An 18465-nucleotide genomic window follows, 5' to 3' on the forward strand; every position below is an offset into this window, starting at 1 on the left:
CTAGGCTGGGACCTCCCACCGACTGGAGGAATGCACAGTGCGCTTCGACGCGACGATCGACTACCCGGCCGACGTGCGAGCGGTGGCCGCGATGCTCGCCGACGACGGCTTCGTCCGCCGCAAGATCGAGGCGTCCGGCGCCCTCGACGCCTCGTGCGAGATCCTGCGTGAGGGCGAGGCGTTCACCGTCACCACCCGCCGCAAGATGCCGACCGACCAGGTGCCCTCGCGCTTCCGCTCGCTCGTCGGGCAGAGCCTGGACGTGCGGCTCGTCGAGGCGTGGGGCGCCCCGCAGGCCGACGGCAGCCGCAGCGGCACCCTGGCGCTCGACATCGCCGGCGTCCCGGTGCGGGTCAACGGCCGGATGTCGCTCACCCCCGCCGGCGAGGGCGCCGCCCAGTCCTACTCCGGCGACGTCACCGCCTCGATCCCGCTCTTCGGGAAGCCGATCGAGAAGGCCGCCGCCGACGCCGTCGACAAGGTCCTCGCCGTCGAGCGCAGGATCGGCCTGGAGTACCTCGCCGGCCGCTGACCCGCCACCCGGTTCCCCCGGCAGGACGGCTGTCCATGGGGGAGGATCGGGGAGTGAGCGAACTCGACGAGGTCCAGGTCGTCGCCGCCCGGATCCAGGAGGCCATGTCCGCTGTCGTCGTGGGCAAGGACCGCGTCGTGCGCACGGCGGTGACCGTGCTCCTGGCCCAGGGCCACCTCCTCGTCGAGGACGTGCCCGGCGTCGGCAAGACGCTGCTCGCCAAGGCGCTGGGGCGCAGCATCGACTGCTCGGTCCAGCGCGTCCAGTTCACCCCGGACCTGCTGCCCAGCGACGTCACCGGCGTGAGCGTCTTCAACCAGGACGCGCGGACCTTCGAGTTCCGCCCCGGTGCGGTGTTCGCCAACATCGTCGTCGGGGACGAGATCAACCGGGCCTCCCCCAAGACGCAGTCCGCCCTGCTCGAGGCGATGGCCGAGGGGCAGGTGACCGTCGACGGCACGACCTACCGGCTCGAGGAGCCGTTCATGGTCATGGCCACCCAGAACCCCATCGAGATGGAGGGCACCTACCCGCTGCCCGAGGCGCAGCGCGACCGGTTCATGGCGCGCATCGAGATGGGCTACCCCGACCCGGCGGCGGAGCTCGCGATGATCGGCTCGCACTCGGAGACCGACCCGCTCGACGAGCTCGAGCCGGTGACCGACTCCGCGACGGTGGCGCGGCTCGTCCAGGCGGTCCGGCGGCTCTACGCGAGCCCCGCCGTGCTCCAGTACGTCGTCGACCTCGCCGTCGCCTCCCGCCACCACCCGCGGCTGCGGCTGGGCGTCTCGCCCCGGGCCGCGCTCCACCTCGTGCGCGCCGCCCGCGCCCACGCCGCCCTGGCCGGGCGTGAGCACGTCCTGCCCGACGACGTCCAGCGCCTCGCCGTGCCCGTCCTCGCCCACCGGGTCATCCTCAGCAACGACGCCCGGCTGGCCCGGGACACCGCCGAGCAGGTCCTCACCGACCTGCTGCGCGAGGTGCCCGTCCCCGCGGGAGTCCGATGAGCCGACGACCGCGCCTCACCGGCCGAGGACAGGTCTTCCTCGCGCTGGGGGTGGTGGTCGTCGCGCTCGGCACGCTGCTCGGCTTCCCGGACATCACCCGGGCGGGCGTCCTCCTCGTCTGCCTGCCGGTGCTCGCCGTCCTCGTCGGGTGGCGTCCCGCGCCGCCGGTGACCTTCCAGCGGCTCGTCGACCCCGCGCTCGTCGCCCCGGACCAGCCGGCCCGCGTCGAGCTCTCCTTCCGCGGGCGCGGCCAGCGGCTCAGCCCGCTCCAGGTCGCCGAGGAGCAGGTCGACCCGCTGCTCGGCGCCCCCCACCGCTTCCTCCTGCCGCGGATGGACCCCGGTGAGCGGCACCTCGTCACCTACACGGTCTCCTCACCGTTCCGCGGCGCCCACAAGCTCGGTCCGCTGCGGCTGGAGCGCCACGACCCGTTCGGGCTGACGACGGCCACCCTCGCGCTGCCCGGCGCCGGGCAGGTCCTCGTCCTGCCGCGCATCGAGCCCCTCGGCGCGGACCGGGTCCGCGGGGGCGGGGTGGGCCGCGAGGGCCAGGTGCCGCACATGGTCGCCCTCCACGGGGAGGACGACGTGAGCATCCGCGCCTACCGGGACGGTGACGACCTGCGCCGTGTGCACTGGCCGACCACCGCGCACCGTGGCGAGCTCATGGTGCGCCAGGAGGACCGTCCGGCGCGCCGCCGCGCCGTCCTCCTCCTCGACCCGCGCGCCGCGGCGTACCGGCACGCCGCGGAGGCCTTCGAGTGGGCGGTGCGCGCCGTCGCGTCGGTCGCGGTGCACCTCGCGCAGGACGGCTACGCGGTCCACGTCGTCGGCGCGGGAGACCCGTCCGCCACCCAGCTGGGCACCCTCCTGCGGGAGCTCGCCGTCGTCGAGCCCACCGCCCGCGACCTCACCACCCACGTGCGCGAGGCGCACGCGCTCACCTCCGAGGGCGCCGTCGTCGTCGCCGTCGTCGCCGACCGCGACCCCGAGACGGTCCTCACGCTCCCCGCGGTCCGCTCCCCCGGGAGCCTGGGGGTGGCCCTCGTCCTCGACACCCCGTCCTTCGCCGACGTCCTGCCCTCCCCACGCGCCGACGACGGCCCTCTCGCCCCCCTGTTCACCGCGGCCGGGTGGCGCACCCGCACGGTGCGCCAGGGCGAGACCGTCGCGGCTGCCTGGGCCGGGGCCACGCGCGGCCTGGACGGGCTGCGGCCGGGCGTCCCGGCGGGGCTGCGATGACCGCCGACTGGCCCGCCGCCGTGGCCCGCGGACGGTGGGTGGACTCCCTGCTCGCGGTGGGCGCGGTCCTCGCCGTCACGTGGCCGATCGGCGGCCTGCTGTCCACCCGCCCGTGGACGGTGCCGCTCGTCGCGCTGCTCCTGCTCCTCGTCGTCGTCGGCTCCCTCGTGCGCGCCGCCCGGGTGCCCGCGTGGCTCGTCCTGCTGGCCCAGCTCCTCGCCCTCACCAGCGGCCTGGCGGTGTGGGCCCAGGAGCAGCGGCCGGGAGAGTCGGCCATCACCGCGCTGAGCACCCTCGCGGTCCAGGGCGTGGACACGATCCAGCACTACGCCGTGCCCGCTCCCGCGACGCCGGGGCTCGTGCTCCTCGTCCTCGCCGGCACCGGGCTGCTCGCCCTGCTCGTCGAGGCGGTCGGGGTGACGTTCCGGGCCGCGGCCGTCGCCGGGGTCCCGCTCCTGCTCGTCTCCGCCGCCACCGCCTCGAGCACGGGCACGGCCCTGGACCCGCGCTACTTCCTCCTCGCCGCTGCCGCCTGGCTGCTCCTGCTCACCCAGCAGGGCCGTCGCACCCTCGCGCGCGCACAGGCACGCTCGACGGTGACGACGGTCGACAGCGGCGCCGTCACGAGCGGCGGGCTGCACCGGCTGTCGGTGACGGCGCGCGTCATGGGGCTGTCCGCGCTCGTCCTCGCCGTCGTCCTGCCCGGGGCGCTGCCCCACCTGCCACCGACCGTGCTCCTGGACCGGGCCGGGGACCCGCAGGCCGGCTCGGTGAGCTTCACCGACACCCTCGACCTCGCCGAGGACCTTGCCGACCGGTCGACCGCGCCGGTGCTGCGCTACCGCACCGACGACCCCGCTCCCCCACCGCTGCGTGTCAGTGCCACCGCCCACTACGCGGACGGCCGGTGGTACCCGGCCGAGTCCGTCGCCGGCCCCGTGGACACCGAGGTCCGCACCCCCACGCAGCTGTTCCTCGCCGCACACGGCGTCGAGGTCTCCACCCAGACCGTCACCGTCACCCAGAACGGCATGCGCGCCCCCCAGCTCGCCGTGCCCTACCCGACGAGCGCGGTCGACCTCGGGGACGTCCCCTGGACGTGGGACCCGGTGAGCGAGGCGGTCGGGGTGGGGGCGGCGCCACGCACCTACGAGGCCTCCTACCTCAAGCTCGGGCCCCTGACGACGCTGCCGGAGAGCGTCGGCGCCCCGCCGCAGCGGCTGCTCGACGTCGTGCCCGTCGCGGAGGTCCAGGAGGACGGCGGGGGCTGGGAGATGCACCTGTCCCGCGACGGACAGCCGGTCGAGTTCGTCCAGCCCGACGGGACCCGCCAACGCCCGTTCACGGACGGCAGCGTCGAGATCGTCGCGCCGGACGGCACGGCGGTGCGCACGTTCTGGGGTGTCGACGCCGCGGACGACGCCCTCCACGTCGACCCGCGGTCCGCCGACCGGGTCCGCGAGCTGGCCGCCGAGATCACCGCGGGGCTGACCAACCAGGTCGAGATCGCGCTGGAGATCCAGCGCTACCTGCGCGGACCGGACTTCACCTACTCCCTCACCCTGGCCGACCCGGTCGAGGGTCCCGACGGCGAGCCGCTCGACCCGCTGTCCCACTTCCTGGAGACCAAGCAGGGCTACTGCACCCAGTTCGCCACCGCGATGGTCATGCTCGCCCGGGCCACCGGCATCCCCGCCCGGCTCGCCGTCGGCTTCCTGCCGGGCAGCGAGGGCCTGGACGGCACCCGCACCGTCGTGGCCTCCGACGCCCACGCCTGGCCCGAGCTCTACGTCAACGGGCTCGGCTGGACGCGCTTCGAGCCGACGCCGAGCTCCCGCGCCGGGTCGGCGCCGTTCTACGCCACCCCGGGCAACGAGGAGGAGGTGCCCACGGTCGGTGCCGACCCCACCGCCGGGCGGCCGACCCCGTCCGCGGCGGCCGTGGACGCGCTCGACCCGCGCGGCGGCGGCACGTCGCTGGGGTGGTGGGACCGCAACGGGCGGACGGTGGGGCAGGTGGCCCTCGGGCTCGCCGGGCTGGCCGCGCTCCTGTCCGTCGTCCCGCTGGCCGGGGCCTGGCGGCGGTGGCGGCTGCGTCACGGCCCCGACGTGACCCAGCAGATCGAGGGCGAGTGGGCGGGCCTCGTCACCGGGCTCGCCGACCTCGGCGTTCCCCCACCGGACGAGGCGGCCACGCCCCGCGGGCTGCGCGACCACTACGCGCGCGAGCTCGCCGCCGACCCGCCCACGCTCGAGGCGCTCACCCGCGCCTCCGCCCGGCTCGAGGCCGCCCGCTACGCCCCTCGCCCGCCCTCCCTCGGGACGATGGGCGAGGACGTGCGCACGGTCCTCGACTGGCGCCGCCGCCACACTCCCCGCGGTCGGCGGCTGGGTGCAGCGCTCCTGCCGGCCGACGGCACCACCCACCTCCGGTCCCTGCTCCCCGGCTCCCGCCCGGCCGCCGTCGACCCGGCCCGCTGAGCCGTGCGGCGGCGGGCCGGTGCGCCCCGTGCCACGATCGGGGCATGAGCGACACGACGACCCAGGACGAACCCGCTGCCCGCGCGCTGTGGGCCGAACGACAGGGCGGGCCCGTGTACGTCGCCCGCAACGAGCGCGGGGCGCAGGTGCGCATCGGCAGCGGCGACACCGAGGGCGTCTTCTCCCCCGGTGAGCTGCTGAAGATCGCCCTGGCCACCTGCACCGCGCTGTCGACCGACCACGTCCTGCGCAGCCGGCTCGGTGAGGACTTCCCCGCCGTCGTCGGCGTCTCCTCCACCGGCGTCGAGGGCGAGAACCGGTACGGGCACCTCGCCGTCGAGCTCCTCCTCGACCTCGCCGACCTCGAGGAGGGCAAGCGCGCCGCCCTGCCCGAGCGGGTCGAGCGCACCTCCGCGCGCCTGTGCACGGTCGGGCGCACACTCAAGGCCGGGGCCGACTACGACCTCACGGTGACCGACGAACCCATCCGGGAGCGCTGATGACCCAGATCGCCCTGCCTGCCCAGACCGAGGACGAGTCCGCCCCGAACCTCCTCGAACGGCTCGTCGACCGCGCCGTCGCCTCCGGGGAGGAGCGCTCACGCCGCCAGGTCGAGCGGCTCACCCGCCGCCACCCACGTGCCTCGGCCGCCGACGTCGTCGCGATCCTCGAGCACCGCTACCGCCGGCGGGTCAAGACGCTGAGCGCCGCCGTCGGCCTCACCGCGGCGGTGCCGGGCGTGGGCACCGGGATCGCCGCCGTGCTCACCGCCGCGAACGTCGGCACGTTCCTGCGCATGAGCACGACCTTCGTCGGCTCCGTCGCGCGCGTCCACGGCGTGCCGCTCGAGGACGCCGACCGCCGCCGCACCCTCGTCCTGGGCGCGCTGCTCGGTGAGGACGGCGCGCGAGCGGTCACCGGCGACCTCGGGGTGAGCAGCCTCTACTGGGGCCGCGGTGTCCTCGGTCGCCTGCCGCTGGGCACGGTCCGCGCCGTGAACAAGGGCCTCTCGCGGCGCCTCGTGCGCTCGGCCACCGAGCGGACCGGCGCCCTGCTCCTCGGGCGGCTCGCTCCCTTCGGGGTCGGCGCCGTCGTCGGCTGGATGCTCGGGCGCGGCCTGTCGAACCAGGTGGTCACCGGGGTCCGGGCCGCTCTCGGCCCCGTCCCCGCAGGTCAGTCCATGACTTGAGCCTGGTCGGCTCAACTTCTTTCGCGGCAGGCGAACTCGGCTGGCACTCTCGCCTCCCGAGTGCCAGCATTGTCCTCGACGGCGTCCCACCTCGGGCGCCTGGGACCGAAGGAGGGACATTCATGGCACTCTTCACCGACCCGCTGCGGGACATGGACCGCGTGGTCAACAGCGTCCTGCGTCAGGCACCCGCATCGGCCGCGATGCCGCTGGACCTGTACCGCCGCGGTGAGTCCTTCACCGCACAGATCGACCTGCCGGGAGTCGACCCGTCGACGATCGACATCGACGTCGAGGACCGCACGCTCACCGTCCGGGCCGAGCGCACGAGCGTCACCGGCGAGGACATCCAGTGGCTCTCGCACGAGCGCCCCACCGGCACGTTCGCCCGTCAGCTCGTGCTCGGCGCCGGCCTCGCGCTGGACCGCATCGACGCCGACTACTCCGACGGCGTCCTCACCCTGACGATCCCGGTGGCCGAGGAGGCCAAGCCGCGCAAGATCCAGGTCTCCCACACCCCGCGGACCATCGAGCAGGACACCCCGCAGGCCTGAGCCGTTCTCCCCGACGGGCCGCCGCACCGACCACCCGGGCGGCGGCCCTCGGCATACGATGGCGCGGTGACCACCGCTCCTGTCGCCACGCCCTACGAGGACCTCCTGCGCCACGTGCTCGAGCACGGGACCCCCAAGGCCGACCGCACCGGCACCGGCACCCGCAGCGTCTTCGGGCACCAGATGCGCTTCGACCTCACCGCCGGCTTCCCGCTCGTCACGACCAAGCGCGTGTTCCTCCGCGGCGTCGTCGAGGAGCTGCTGTGGTTCCTGCGCGGGGAGCGCAACGCCCGCCCGCTGCAGGACAAGGGCGTGCACATCTGGGACGAGTGGGCCGCCGAGGACGGCGACCTCGGGCCCGTCTACGGCTACCAGTGGCGCTCGTGGCCCACGCCCGGCGGCGGCCACGTCGACCAGCTCGCCGAGGTGCTGCGCACCCTGCGGGAGAACCCCGACTCCCGGCGGATGATCGTCTCGGCGTGGAACGTCGCCGACCTCGACGCCATGGCCCTGGCCCCCTGCCACGCCTTCTTCCAGTTCTACGTGGCCGACGGGCGCCTGTCGCTCCAGGTGTACCAGCGCTCGGCCGACCTCTTCCTCGGGGTGCCGTTCAACATCGCGTCCTACGCCCTGCTCACCCACATGGTCGCCCAGCAGGTGGGCCTCGAGGTCGGTGACCTCGTGTGGACCGGCGGGGACTGCCACATCTACGACAACCACGTCGACCAGGTGCGCGAGCAGCTGAGCCGCGAGCCCTACCCGCTGCCCCGGCTCGAGCTGCGCAAGGCGCCGTCCCTGTTCGACTACACGTTCGAGGACGTCGTCGTCCACGACTACCGCCACCACCCCGCGATCAAGGCGCCGGTGGCCGTATGACGCTCGGGATGATCTGGGCCCAGGCCCACGACCGCGTCATCGGCCGCGACAACGACCTGCCCTGGCACCTGCCCGAGGACCTGCGCCACTTCCGCCGCACGACGGCGGGTGACGCCGTCGTCATGGGCCGGCGCCAGTGGGAGTCGCTGCCGGAGCGCATCCGCCCGCTGCCCGGCCGGCGCAACGTCGTCCTCACCCGCAACCCCGACTACGACGCCCCCGGCGCCGAGGTCGTCACCGACCTCGAGGCCGCGCTCGCGCTCGTCTCCGAGGAGGACGCGTGGATCTGCGGCGGCGCCCAGGTGTACGAGGCCGCCCTGGACCACGCCGACCTCCTCGTCGTCACCGAGATCGACCACGCCGTCGAGGGCGACCGCTACGCCCCGCCGATCGGCCCGCAGTGGCGCGTCACCGAGCAGGACCCCGCCGACGGCGGCTGGCACGTCGCCGAGAACGGCATGCGCTTCCGCATCCTCACCTACCGCCGCGACTGACCGCGCCTCACCCCGGGCCGATCTTGGGGAAGGGCTCCAGGGAGAAGACGAACTCGAGCGGGACGCCGAAGTAGGCGCTGATGCGCAGCGCGAGGTGCAGGCTCGGGGCGTACTCACCGCGCTCGAGGTACCCGACCGTCTGGTAGTGCACGCCCAGGGCCTCGGCGAGCTCACGCCGGGTGACGCCGCGCTCAACCCGGAGCATGGCGATGCGGTTGTGGACGACGTCGGTGGGCTCAGACACGCTGCAGCTGCTTCTCCCGGCCGGCCTGGACGACGGAGCCGGACTCCCGGCGGGCCATCCGTCGCAGGAGGACGGGGGCCAGCACGACGCCGACGACCGCCCACAGACCGAGCACGCCGAAGACCTCCAGCGTGCGCCAGCTCTGCCCGAGCTCGATGGCCACGGCGGAGTCCGGGAGCAGCGCGCCGCGCAGGCCGAGCCCCATCCAGTACATCGGGGTGAGCTGACCGACCACCTGGGCCCAGCCCGGGATCTGGGAGATGGGGAAGAAGACGCCGGAGACGTAGACCAGCCCGGCGATGACCAGCATCCCCCACCCGCCGACGGCGCGCGGACTGCGGAACACCGAGCCCACCGCGAAGCCGATCGGGACGCAGGCGACGAGCCCGAGCAGGAGCACGGCGACCATGACCGCGATGCCCTCCGGGCCGGCGGAGCCCCACAGGCCCGGGACGAGGAGGGTCGCCGGGACCGACAGGAGGAGGACGTTGAGGGCGACCTCGAGCGTCCCGCGGGTGGTCTGGCCGACGACGTAGCCGCGCATGCCGTGCGGGACCGACTTGGCCCGGAGCAGGGTGCCGTCCTCGCGCTCGGTGGCGACCTGCGTCGCCAGCCCGTAGGAGGCGGAGAACATCGTGCTGAAGGCGAGCACGCCGGGGAAGATGAGGAGCGCGGCGGTGATGCCGGTGCCCTGGATCTCGTTGTCCCGGTTGAGCCACATGACGACGACGAAGACCGCCGCGCCGATGACGTAGTAGGCGACGTCGTCCGGGGCGCGCAGGGAGTTGCGCATCTCGATCCAGCCGCGGCGGGCCCCGACCCGCACGGCGTTCGTCGTGGCGTTCGTCGTGGCGTTCATCGGGCTGCCTCCACTCGTGCCGGTGCCGCCTGCTCCTCGCGACGCCGGGCGTCGCTGCGGGCGACCATCGTGAGGTAGGTGTCCTCCAGGGTCGTGCGCCGCACCTCGAGGTCGCGCACGTCGTCGTGACGGGCCAGCAGCTCGCGGGTGAACGCGGTGCCGTCCTCGGTGGCGTGGACGTGGCGCTGACCCTCGGACGTCCAGCGGACCTCGGTGCGCCCGGCGACCTGGTGGGCGAGCTGCTCGGCACTGCCGTCCGCCACGATCCGGCCGTCGTCGAGGATGAGGATCCGGTCGGCGAGCCGCTCCGCCTCGGCGAGGTCGTGCGTGGTGAGGAGGATGGTCGTGTCCTCGAGGTCGCTCAGCCGGTGGATGAGGTCGTGGAAGTCGCGCCGGGCGACCGGGTCGAACCCGGCGGTCGGCTCGTCGAGGAAGAGGAGGCGCGGGCGGCCGACGATCCCGATCGCGACGTCGAGGCGACGGCGCTGGCCACCGGAGAGCTTCTTCACCTGCTGGTCGGCCTGCGGGGCGAGGCCGACCCGCTCGAGCAGCTCGTCGGCCGCGTAGGGACGCTCGCGCCCGGCCTCGGAGTAGGGCCGGTAGTAGGCCCCGTAGTGCTCGACGAGCTCGCGGACCGTCCAGCGGCCGTGGTCCCGCCAGGACTGCAGGACGACGCCGACGTCGGCGCGCCATCCCTCGTCCGCCTGGGCGGGGTCCTGCCCCAGGACGCGCGCCCGCCCGCCGGACGGGAGCCGGAAGCCCTCGAGGACCTCGATCGTCGTCGTCTTCCCGGCACCGTTGGGACCGAGGAGGACGACGACCTCGCCGCGGCGGACCTGGAGGTCCACGCCGTCGAGCACGTCCTTGGCGCCGTAGCGCATGCGCAGACCGCTGACCTCGATGACGGTCTCGGTTGCTGCGACCATGGTCGCCCCCCTCTGTCGTAGTGACAAGATGGAATGTAGCAGGAGTGCTACATCCGCGGAACCCCCTCCTGGACTCCCCCTCCCCCGCGACAGCCGACTTCCGCCCGACAGCCGACTTCCGCGCGACAGCCGACTTCCGCCCGACAGCCGACTTCCGCGCGACAGCCGAGTTCCGCGCGACGGCCGATCTCCGCACGGCGTCGGCGCGGACCTCTCTCAGGGCGCGCTGCGGACGCGCGCGAGGACGGCACCGGCGACGGCGTCGGGGGCGAGCTCGGGCAGCCAGTGCCCGCCCGGCACCGGGAGGAACTCGTAGGGGCCCAGGGCGAACCGCGCCGTGGCCCGAGCGGCGACCGGTCCGAGGAAGGGGTCCTCCTCGCCCCAGACGTACGTCGTGGGGACGGTGACCGGGCGGGGCGCGAGCCGGCTGAGCGGGACGGCGCGGTACCAGTTGAGGGCCCCGCGCGCCGCCCCCGGCTCACGCATCCGCTCCTCGTAGTGCCGCGCGGTCGCCTCGGGCAGGCCGGTGCCCGCGAGCGCCGGCACGAGCCGTCGGCGCACCACCTGCTCGGGTATCCACGGCAGCTGGAAGAAGCCCATGTACGTCGAGCGCAGCGCCTGGTCCGAGCGCGGCAGCGACCACCTCATCGCCCCCGGGTGGGGCGTGGACACGACGGTGAGCGAGGCGACCCGCTCCGGGTGGGCCCACCCCAGCGCCCACGCCACACCCCCGCCCCAGTCGTGCCCGACGACGTGCGCCCGGGCGACCCCCGCGGCGTCGAGCACCGCGATCGCGTCGGCGACGAGGTGCTCCAGGCGGTAGGCGGCCCGCTGCGGCGGACGCGCCCCGGGTGAGTAGCCGCGCTGGTCGAAGGCGATCGTCCGCAGCCCGGCGGACCGCAGCAGCGGGACGACGTGCCGCCAGCTCGTCAGGTCCTGCGGGAAGCCGTGGAGGAGCAGGACGGGCGGCCCGCTGCCCCCGTCCTCGACGTCGAAGGTCAGCCGGCCCCGCCGCACGCTCGTCCGCTCGTTCATCCGGACACGCTAGGCGCCGCGGGTACCGTGTGCCCATGGACGGAGGAGGAGCGTGGCCCCGCCGCGCGCTCCTGCTGCCCGTGTCGGCCGCGGTCGTCGCGCTCGCGGTCGTCGCCGGCTCCGCCCTGGCCGGGCCGTGGCGCCTGCCCGACCGCGACGTCGCCCTCCCCGCGCCGGCCGAGCCGACGAACGTGCCCACGCCGACCGCGACGGCCGACCTCGCTCCCCCGCCCGAGCCCACGGAGGGCGGGGTCCCGGTCACTCTCGTCCTCGCCGTCATCGGGCTGCTCCTCCTGTTCCTCCTGCTGCGCGCGTTCCTGCGCCGGGCCACCCTGGCCCGCGGCGCCACCGGCGCGCCCTACGAGGCCGCGCACGGCTCCGTGGCACCCGTCGCCCTCGCCGAGGTCGAGCCCGACCTGCCGGCGCTGCGGCGCGGCGTGGCCGCCGCGCGGCGGGTGCTCGCCGGCGCCGCCGACCCGGACGACGCGATCATCGCCGCGTGGCTCGAGCTCGAGGCCGCCGCGGCGAGCTCGGGCGTCGAGCGCCGCCCCTCGGACACCCCGACCGAGCTCACCACCGCGGTCCTCGACGCGACGAGCGCCGACCCCGACGCCACCCGCGGCCTGCTGCGCCTCTACCACCGCGCCCGCTTCGCGCCGCACGCCGTCATGACCGCCGACGACGTCGCGGCCGCCCGGGGACACCTCGAGCGGCTCGCCGAGTCGTGGGAGCCCGCCCGGTGAGCGGGTGGCGGGTCGCGGGGACCCTCGCCGCCGTCGCCGCGGTCGTCGCCGTCATGGCCCTCATCGGCTTCGCAGGGGTGAACATCGCTCTTGCCGCCGTCGCGACCCTCGCCCTCGGCACCCTGCTGGGCCACCGCGACCTCGGGCGCGACGTCACGCTGCCCGGGCTGCGCGACGCGGAGCGGGCCGGCCACCGCCAGGAGGCGGCCCGCATCTCCTGGTCCCTCACCGACTCCGACGGCCGCGTCGGCGAGCACGGCGTGCGCGAGCTGCGGGCGGTGGCCGCCGGGCGCCTGCGCACCGCCGGGATCGACCCCGCCGACGCCGACGCCGCCCGCGCCGCCCTCGGTGAGCGCGCCTGGACCACCCTCACCTCCCCCACCCCACCGACCGTGCGGGCGCTGGACGCCTGCCTCACCGCCCTCGAGAACCTGGAGCCGCGCCGATGAGCGAGCCGACCCGTCCCCTGCCCGTCGCCGACGTCGCCGCGCTCGGCGGTGAGGTGCTGCGCGAGGTGGGCACCGCCGTCGTCGGCATGACCCAGCCGCTGCGCCTGGCGCTGGCGGCGGTCCTCGCCGGCGGGCACGTGCTCTTCGAGGACGTGCCCGGCCTGGGCAAGACGCTCGCCGCCCGCTCCCTGGCCACGGCGCTCGGCCTGGACTTCCGGCGCCTGCAGTGCACGCCGGACCTCCTGCCGGCCGACATCACCGGCTCCTACGTCTACGACCCGGCGACCTCCGGGTTCACCTTCCGGCCCGGCCCGGTCTTCACCGGCCTGCTCCTGGCCGACGAGATCAACCGCACCGCCCCCAAGACCCAGTCCGCGCTGCTCGAGGCGATGGCCGAGCGCCAGGTGTCCGTCGAGGGCACGAGCTTCCCCCTGCCCTCCCCCTTCCACGTCATGGCGACGTCCAACCCGGTGGAGTACGAGGGCACCTACCCGCTGCCCGAGGCGCAGCTCGACCGGTTCATGGTCCGGCTCGCCGTCGGCTACCCCGACGCCGCGGCCGAGTCCGAGGTGCTGCGCCGGCGGCTGGCCCGCCGTCGCGAGCGCGCCGACGTCCGCCAGGTCGTCACGCCCGAGCAGCTGCTCGCCATGCAGGCCGGCGTCGAGGCGGTGGCCGTCGAGCCCGACGTCCTGGACTACTGCGTCGCGCTCGCCGCCGCCACCCGCGGCCACCAGGCGGTGGAGGTGGGCGCCTCCCCGCGCGGCTCTCAGGCCCTCGTCCTCGTCGGACGCGCGCTCGCGGTGCTCGACGGGCGCGACTTCCTCACCCCGGAGGACGTCAAGGCCGTCGCCGTCCCCGCGCTGGCCCACCGGCTCACCCTCACCGCGGCCGCCTGGGCCGGTGGCACGCAGCCGCAGCGCGTCGTCGAGGCGCTGCTGTCCTCGGTTCCCGGCCCGGCGAGCACCCGACAGGGCGTGCCCGCGAGGTGAGCGCCGCCCGCCAGGTGGCGGCGCGCGCGACGACGAGCCGCTGGCTGCCGCTCACGCACCTCACCGCCCCGCTCGTCCTCGGCACGCTCGTGCTCGTCGCCGGGGCCGTGCTCGCCCGGCCGGACGTCGCCGCGCTCGGCGTCGCCCCGCTCGTCGGCGGGGTGTGGCAGTGGTCCCGGCGCCCCCGGGGTGCGCTGACCGTCGAGCTGCGCGCCCCGGACCAGCTCACTGCGCGCAACGAGCTGCGTGCCCCGGCTGTGCTCACCGCGCCGCCGGGGGTGCGGGCCGCCCGGGTGCGCGCCTCCAGCCCCGGCACCCGCGCGGAGGAGCGGCTGGTGCGGCTGACGCCGGGCGCCACCCGTGAGCTCACGCTGACGACGACGAGTCTGCGCACCGGGGAGAACGAGCTGTTCCGGCTCGACGTCGTCGGGCTGGGTGCCGGGCAGGCGACGGCCGGTGAGGTCGTCACGGTCGGCCCGGCGCGGGTACTCGTCCTCCCGGGCCGGCGGCCGCTCGCCGAGCTGCCGCTGCCGTTCCGGCTCCAGGGCCTCGTCGGCCCGCACGCCGCGCGCCGCATCGGGGACGGCGAGGAGCTGCACGACGTCAACCTCTTCACCGCCGGGGACCGGCTGCGCCGCATCGACTGGCGCACGAGCGCCCGGCGCGGCGTGCAGGGGGGCCGGTTGCAGGACCTCTACGTGCGCCGCACCCAGTCGACGGCCGAGGCTACGGTCGTCCTCGTCATCGACTCGCGCGACGACGTCGGCCCCGACGTCGCGACCTGGGCCGGTGGCCGCGAGGTCCTCACGAACGACGTCACCTCCCTTGACATCGCCCGCGAGGCGGCGGCCTCCCTCGCCGCCGCCTACCTCGGGCAGGGCGACCGGGTCGGGCTGGAGGACCTGGGCCTGCGCCGTCGCCCGGTGCGCCCCGGTGGCGGGCGCCGGCACCTCGACCGGGTCGTGCGGCGGCTCGCGCTGTCCGTCCCCGAGTCCACGCCCCGCCCGCGGGTGCGCGCCCCGCAGGTCCCCTCCGGTGCGCTCGTCGTCGTCCTGTCGACCTTCCTCGACGACGAGGCGACGCGCCTGGCGCTCGACTGGCGCCACCAGGGCCACCGGGTACTCGCGGTCGACGTCCTGCCGCCCGTCCGCGGTGGCCAGCTCAGCGGACGCCTGCTCATGGCCTACCGGATGGTCTCGATCCGCCGCGAGGACCGGCTGACGACGCTGCGCCGCGGCGGGGTCGAGGTCGTGCGGTGGGCCCAGGACGGGGAGGCGGGTGGCCGCGCCGAGCTCGCCGCCCTCGCCCGCCGGCGGCACGGGGCGCCGCGATGAGGGTCCGTGCGCTGCGTGAGGGACTGCCCTCCCTCCGCCCGGCGGCGCGGACCGGGCCCCCGCCGCGCACGTCCGTGCGCACCGGGCCGAGCGTGCCGGCCCTCCTCCTGCGCCTCGGGCTGCTGCTCCTGTGCCTGGCCGCCGGCCCGGTGCTCGCGGCGAGCCAGGCCCAGTGGTGGGTGCTCCTCGCCGCCGGGGTCCTCGTCGCCGCCCGCCCGCACGCGGCGCTCGTCTCCCTCGCCGCGGCGGTGCTCGTCGGGATGCTCGCCGTGAGCGGGGAGCACGCCTGGCAGCTGCCGGTGCTCGTGCTCCTCACCCACGCCCTGCTGCGCCTCGGCGCGCTCGCCGACGCCGTCGCCTGGCAGGGGCGGGTCGAGCTCGGTGTGCTCAGGGACGGCGCGGGCGGGTTCCTCGCCGTGCAGGCGGTCGCCCAGGCGGCCGCCGTCCTCGCCCTCGTGCTCGACGGCGCCGCGCCCGTGCCGTGGCTCGCCGTCGTCGCCGTCGGCGGGCTCGGCGCGCTGGGCTGGACGCTCGTGCGCGACCTGCGCGACTGAGGCGTCAGGCCAGGCGCTCCAGCCGGCCGTCGGCGGTCAGCCGGACGACGGCGTCGAGGGTGAGCCGGTCGAGGAAGGCGCGGTCGTGGCTCACGACGAGCAGTCCGCCCCGGTAGGCGGTGAGCGCCGCGAGGAGCTGGTCGACGCTGGGGACGTCGAGGTCGTTCGTCGGCTCGTCCAGGACGAGAAGCTCGGGCGGAGGGTCGGCGAGCAGCAGCCTGGCCAGGGCCACACGGAAGCGCTCCCCGCCGGAGAGGCTGCCCACCGGACGCTCGACCGCCTCGCCCCGCACGAGCAGCCGGGCGAGCCGTCCCCGGAGCTCCCCCGGCGGCAGGTCCGGGGCGGCCGCGCGCACCGTGTCGAGCACCGAGAGGTCCTCGGCCAGGTCGACCCGCTGCGGCAGGTAGCCGGCGCGCACGGTGAGGCGCGGGACCAGGGCGCGCAGCAGCGACGTCTTGCCCACGCCGTTCGCCCCGACGAGGGCCACGCGCTCGGGCCCCTGGAGGACGACGTCGCGCCCGTCGCTGCTCGGCAGTCGCGCGAGCCGCCGGCCGCGGGGCACCTGCGGGTCGGGCAGGTCGATGCGGATGGCGTCGTCCTCGCGCACCGCCTCCTCGGCCGCACCGACGGACGCCCGGGCGCTCTCCACGCGCGCGGCGACCGCGTCCCGGCGCGCGCCCTGGGACCGCTCGGCGGCGCTCTTCCGCCCGCCGAGGACGATCGGCGGGTACTTGCCCGCCGCGCGGTCCGCGCGTCCCTGCCGGCGGCTGTGCGCGAACCGCTCCTCGGCGCGCACCTGCTCGCGCCGGCGGCGGCGCAGCGTCTGCTCGGCGGTCCGCAGCGACTGACGGGCCGCCTCCTGCTGGGTCGCCAGCCAGTCGCGGTAGGCGCTGTACGGGCCGCCGAAGGTCGTGAGCGACCCCGCCCGCAGCTCGGTGGTCTCGTCCATGAGGTCGAGCAGGGTGAGGTCATGGCTGACGACGACGAGCGTGCCGCGCCACTGGCGCACGATGTCGTAGAGGCGCTCGCGCGAGTCGAGGTCGAGGTTGTTCGTCGGCTCGTCCAGGAGCACGACGTCGGCCCGCCGCAGGACCACCCCGGCGACGGCGGCGAGCACGGCCTCCCCGCCGGACAGCGCCGTGACGGGGCGGTCGAGCTCGGTCGGCAGGCCGAGCGCACCGAGCTCCGCGGCGGCCCGCTCCTCGACGTCCCAGTCGCTGCCGATGGTCTCGAAGTGCGCGGGCTCGACCGACCCGGCCTCGACGGCGCGCAGCGCGTCCCGGGTGGCACGCACACCGAGAAGGTCGGCGAGGGTGGCGCCAGCCGCGACCATGAGCTGCTGCGGGAGGTGGTCAATGCTGCCCGTGACGGTGAGCGACCCGCCGGTGGGCGTGAGCCGACCGGCGACGAGCCGGAGCAGGGTCGACTTCCCGGCGCCGTTGGCGCCGACGAGCCCGGTGCGGCCACGGCCGAGGGCGCCGCTCACGCGGTCGAGCGCCGGGGTGCCGTCGGGCCAGGCGAAGGAGACGTCGTGCAGGACGACGGAGGAGCTGGGTGCCACAGGGGGACCTTCCGGGTGCGGGACGTCGCGCCGCACCCGGGGGCGTCAGCGCGCTGGCGACGTGGTCTCGCTCCGCCGTCCTGTCATCGCTCGCTCCCCTGCTCCGTCCCCTCACACGCGCGGCCGGCCCGCTGGGACATGAGCAGTCTGCAGGCGCTCCCCCGGCAGGTCCAAGAGGTTTTCCCCGGGGAGGTGCTCGCCGCGGCGGCCCGGGGCCAGCCGCGGCGACCCGCCCTCGTCCCCGCCTAGGTAGCTCTCTAGGTGTCCCGGGCACCGGTCACGGGGACAGGTCAGGTGACTCTCCCCGGCGCCCTGCCCGCAGGCCCGCGGGCAGTCTTGGCCCACAGGGGCGCCACTGCCCCCGTGACCGGGAGGAGAGCACCATGAGCGACACACAGCAGAGGATCGTCACGCAACTGGAGCCCGCGGCAGCCGAGTTCGCCGCCGCCACCGCCGACCCGCCGTACCTCTACGACCTCGGGCCTGCGAAGGGCCGGGCGACGGTGGAGGAGGTGCAGGCCGGTGACACGCCCCGGCCCGCCGTCGCGGAGGAGTGGGTGACCGTCCCGGGTGGGCCGACCGGCAGCGTGCGGGTGCGGGTCGTCCGGCCGCCCGAGCCGGCCAGTGACCCGCTGCCGGTCATCCTCTACGTCCACGGAGCCGGGTGGGTCTTCGGCAGCGCCCGCACCCACGACCGGCTCGTGCGTGAGCTCGCGGTGGGCACCGACGCCGCGGTCGTCTTCCCCGAGTACGACCTGTCCCCGGAGGCGCGGTACCCCGTGGCCCTCGAGCAGGCGTACGCCGTCGCGCAGTGGGTCGTCCGGGAGGGGACGTCCCACGGCCTGGACCCGGCGCGGATCGCCGCCGTCGGCGACTCGGTCGGCGGGAACATGGCCACCGTCCTCACGCTCCTCGCCAAGGAGCGCGGGGACCTCACCTTCGCCCAGCAGGTGCTGTTCTACCCCGTCACCGACGCGTCGTTCGACACCGGCTCCTACGAGCAGTTCGCCGAGGGCTACTTCCTGCGACGCGAGGCGATGGAGTGGTTCTGGGACCAGTACACGACCGAGGACTCCGAGCGGGACCAGATCACGGCATCCCCGCTCCGGGCGACGACCGAGCAGCTCACCGGCCTCCCGCCCGCCCTCGTCATCACCGCCGAGGCCGACGTCCTGCGCGACGAGGGCGAGGCCTACGCCGAGAAGCTCCGCGCGGCCGGGGTCCCCGTGGTGGCGACCCGCTACCCGGGCGTCATCCACGACTTCGTCATGCTCGACGCCCTGCGCGGGACGCGGGGGGCCGGTGCCGCCATCGCGCAGGCCGTGGACACGCTACGTGCCGCGTTCGGGCAGGCGTAGCGGGGAACGCAGAAGGCCCGGACCTGATGGTCCGGGCCTT

At 75.6% G+C, this 18465-nt stretch carries 20 protein-coding genes; 15 read left to right on the forward strand and 5 right to left on the reverse strand.

The window, feature by feature from the left end; translation table 11 throughout:
• Positions 1-37: 37 nt before the first annotated feature.
• The 9 genes from FHE66_RS10075 to FHE66_RS10115 all read left to right on the forward strand — a co-directional run bounded on the left by FHE66_RS10075 (position 38) and on the right by FHE66_RS10115 (position 8373).
• A complete protein-coding gene (locus tag FHE66_RS10075) occupies positions 38-532 on the forward strand; it encodes a DUF2505 domain-containing protein (protein ID WP_139072829.1) in 495 nt (164 codons plus the stop codon).
• Positions 533-636: 104 nt separating this feature from the next.
• Positions 637-1539 (forward strand): AAA family ATPase, encoded by a 903-nt coding sequence (locus tag FHE66_RS10080; RefSeq protein ID WP_330998324.1) that lies wholly within the window; start codon positions 637-639, stop codon positions 1537-1539.
• Positions 1536-2780 carry a DUF58 domain-containing protein gene (locus FHE66_RS10085; protein ID WP_139072831.1) on the forward strand — a complete coding sequence of 415 codons (1245 nt, stop codon included), beginning with the start codon at positions 1536-1538 and terminating at the stop codon, positions 2778-2780. Before FHE66_RS10080 ends, FHE66_RS10085 begins: the two co-directional genes overlap by 4 nt.
• Positions 2777-5260, forward strand: coding sequence for a DUF3488 and transglutaminase-like domain-containing protein (locus tag FHE66_RS10090; protein ID WP_139072832.1), 2484 nt, complete (start codon positions 2777-2779; stop codon positions 5258-5260). The genes FHE66_RS10085 and FHE66_RS10090 overlap by 4 nt, the downstream gene beginning before the upstream one ends.
• 44 nt (positions 5261-5304) lie before the next feature.
• Entirely contained in the window at positions 5305-5760 is a 456-nt protein-coding gene (locus FHE66_RS10095; RefSeq protein ID WP_139072833.1) for an OsmC family protein, read from the forward strand.
• Positions 5760-6449, forward strand: coding sequence for a hypothetical protein (locus FHE66_RS10100; protein ID WP_139072834.1), 690 nt, complete (start codon positions 5760-5762; stop codon positions 6447-6449). The genes FHE66_RS10095 and FHE66_RS10100 overlap by 1 nt, the downstream gene beginning before the upstream one ends.
• 122 nt (positions 6450-6571) lie before the next feature.
• Entirely contained in the window at positions 6572-7003 is a 432-nt protein-coding gene (locus FHE66_RS10105; protein WP_139072835.1) for an Hsp20/alpha crystallin family protein, read from the forward strand.
• Between the two features lie 66 nt (positions 7004-7069).
• The gene (locus FHE66_RS10110; RefSeq protein ID WP_139072836.1) at positions 7070-7879 is read left to right on the forward strand and encodes a thymidylate synthase; all 810 of its coding nucleotides are present in this window, start codon (positions 7070-7072) and stop codon (positions 7877-7879) included.
• A gap of 8 nt (positions 7880-7887) precedes the next feature.
• Complete coding sequence (locus FHE66_RS10115) at positions 7888-8373, forward strand: dihydrofolate reductase (RefSeq protein WP_304364101.1); 486 nt, start codon at positions 7888-7890, stop codon at positions 8371-8373.
• A 7-nt stretch (positions 8374-8380) separates the two neighbouring features.
• Here the strand turns inward: FHE66_RS10115 and FHE66_RS10120 are convergent, their stop codons facing one another.
• The 4 genes from FHE66_RS10120 to FHE66_RS10135 form a co-directional block, all read right to left on the reverse strand.
• Complete coding sequence (locus FHE66_RS10120; protein WP_230976542.1) at positions 8381-8617, reverse strand: helix-turn-helix transcriptional regulator; 237 nt, start codon at positions 8615-8617, stop codon at positions 8381-8383.
• Complete coding sequence (locus FHE66_RS10125; RefSeq protein ID WP_218013683.1) at positions 8610-9476, reverse strand: ABC transporter permease; 867 nt, start codon at positions 9474-9476, stop codon at positions 8610-8612. The genes FHE66_RS10120 and FHE66_RS10125 overlap by 8 nt, the downstream gene beginning before the upstream one ends.
• Positions 9473-10402: an ABC transporter ATP-binding protein gene (locus FHE66_RS10130; RefSeq protein WP_139072838.1), complete on the reverse strand. Its 930-nt coding sequence runs from the start codon at positions 10400-10402 to the stop codon at positions 9473-9475. The genes FHE66_RS10125 and FHE66_RS10130 overlap by 4 nt, the downstream gene beginning before the upstream one ends.
• Positions 10403-10618: 216 nt before the next feature.
• Positions 10619-11437: an alpha/beta fold hydrolase gene (locus FHE66_RS10135; RefSeq protein WP_139072839.1), complete on the reverse strand. Its 819-nt coding sequence runs from the start codon at positions 11435-11437 to the stop codon at positions 10619-10621.
• Between the two features lie 35 nt (positions 11438-11472).
• On the opposite strand from FHE66_RS10135, the gene FHE66_RS10140 reads away from it, so the two are divergent.
• From FHE66_RS10140 to FHE66_RS10160, 5 genes are read left to right on the forward strand one after another with little or no spacing between them, the layout of a single operon-like run.
• Positions 11473-12180 (forward strand): DUF4129 domain-containing protein, encoded by a 708-nt coding sequence (locus FHE66_RS10140; protein WP_139072840.1) that lies wholly within the window; start codon positions 11473-11475, stop codon positions 12178-12180.
• Positions 12177-12629 carry a hypothetical protein gene (locus FHE66_RS10145; protein ID WP_139072841.1) on the forward strand — a complete coding sequence of 151 codons (453 nt, stop codon included), beginning with the start codon at positions 12177-12179 and terminating at the stop codon, positions 12627-12629. The genes FHE66_RS10140 and FHE66_RS10145 overlap by 4 nt, the downstream gene beginning before the upstream one ends.
• Complete coding sequence (locus tag FHE66_RS10150) at positions 12626-13618, forward strand: MoxR family ATPase (RefSeq protein WP_139072842.1); 993 nt, start codon at positions 12626-12628, stop codon at positions 13616-13618. The genes FHE66_RS10145 and FHE66_RS10150 overlap by 4 nt, the downstream gene beginning before the upstream one ends.
• Positions 13615-14952, forward strand: coding sequence for a DUF58 domain-containing protein (locus FHE66_RS10155; RefSeq protein WP_176554733.1), 1338 nt, complete (start codon positions 13615-13617; stop codon positions 14950-14952). The genes FHE66_RS10150 and FHE66_RS10155 overlap by 4 nt, the downstream gene beginning before the upstream one ends.
• Entirely contained in the window at positions 14949-15506 is a 558-nt protein-coding gene (locus FHE66_RS10160; RefSeq protein ID WP_139072843.1) for a hypothetical protein, read from the forward strand. The genes FHE66_RS10155 and FHE66_RS10160 overlap by 4 nt, the downstream gene beginning before the upstream one ends.
• A gap of 4 nt (positions 15507-15510) precedes the next feature.
• Here the strand turns inward: FHE66_RS10160 and FHE66_RS10165 are convergent, their stop codons facing one another.
• Entirely contained in the window at positions 15511-17067 is a 1557-nt protein-coding gene (locus FHE66_RS10165; RefSeq protein ID WP_139072844.1) for an ABC-F family ATP-binding cassette domain-containing protein, read from the reverse strand.
• 383 nt (positions 17068-17450) lie between these two features.
• On the opposite strand from FHE66_RS10165, the gene FHE66_RS10170 reads away from it, so the two are divergent.
• A complete protein-coding gene (locus tag FHE66_RS10170) occupies positions 17451-18425 on the forward strand; it encodes an alpha/beta hydrolase (protein WP_139072845.1) in 975 nt (324 codons plus the stop codon).
• Positions 18426-18465 lie beyond the last annotated feature (40 nt).

This window comes from Georgenia sp. 311 (genome assembly GCF_006151955.1).
GTDB classification, from domain to species: domain Bacteria; phylum Actinomycetota; class Actinomycetes; order Actinomycetales; family Actinomycetaceae; genus Oceanitalea; species Oceanitalea wutianyii.

Bases quoted from the DNA above. Each gene is read 5' to 3' on its own strand.
- FHE66_RS10080 (WP_330998324.1), top strand. From the start codon at position 637: ATGTCCGCTGTCGTCGTGGGCAAGGACCGCGTCGTGCGCACGGCGGTG.
- FHE66_RS10085 (WP_139072831.1), top strand. From the start codon at position 1,536: ATGAGCCGACGACCGCGCCTCACCGGCCGAGGACAGGTCTTCCTCGCG.
- FHE66_RS10090 (WP_139072832.1), top strand. From the start codon at position 2,777: ATGACCGCCGACTGGCCCGCCGCCGTGGCCCGCGGACGGTGGGTGGAC.
- FHE66_RS10095 (WP_139072833.1), top strand. From the start codon at position 5,305: ATGAGCGACACGACGACCCAGGACGAACCCGCTGCCCGCGCGCTGTGG.
- FHE66_RS10100 (WP_139072834.1), top strand. From the start codon at position 5,760: ATGACCCAGATCGCCCTGCCTGCCCAGACCGAGGACGAGTCCGCCCCG.
- FHE66_RS10105 (WP_139072835.1), top strand. From the start codon at position 6,572: ATGGCACTCTTCACCGACCCGCTGCGGGACATGGACCGCGTGGTCAAC.
- FHE66_RS10115 (WP_304364101.1), top strand. From the start codon at position 7,888: ATGATCTGGGCCCAGGCCCACGACCGCGTCATCGGCCGCGACAACGAC.
- FHE66_RS10125 (WP_218013683.1), bottom strand. From the start codon at position 9,476: ATGAACGCCACGACGAACGCCACGACGAACGCCGTGCGGGTCGGGGCC.
- FHE66_RS10130 (WP_139072838.1), bottom strand. From the start codon at position 10,402: ATGGTCGCAGCAACCGAGACCGTCATCGAGGTCAGCGGTCTGCGCATG.
- FHE66_RS10135 (WP_139072839.1), bottom strand. From the start codon at position 11,437: ATGAACGAGCGGACGAGCGTGCGGCGGGGCCGGCTGACCTTCGACGTC.
- FHE66_RS10140 (WP_139072840.1), top strand. From the start codon at position 11,473: ATGGACGGAGGAGGAGCGTGGCCCCGCCGCGCGCTCCTGCTGCCCGTG.
- FHE66_RS10150 (WP_139072842.1), top strand. From the start codon at position 12,626: ATGAGCGAGCCGACCCGTCCCCTGCCCGTCGCCGACGTCGCCGCGCTC.
- FHE66_RS10160 (WP_139072843.1), top strand. From the start codon at position 14,949: ATGAGGGTCCGTGCGCTGCGTGAGGGACTGCCCTCCCTCCGCCCGGCG.
- FHE66_RS10170 (WP_139072845.1), top strand. From the start codon at position 17,451: ATGAGCGACACACAGCAGAGGATCGTCACGCAACTGGAGCCCGCGGCA.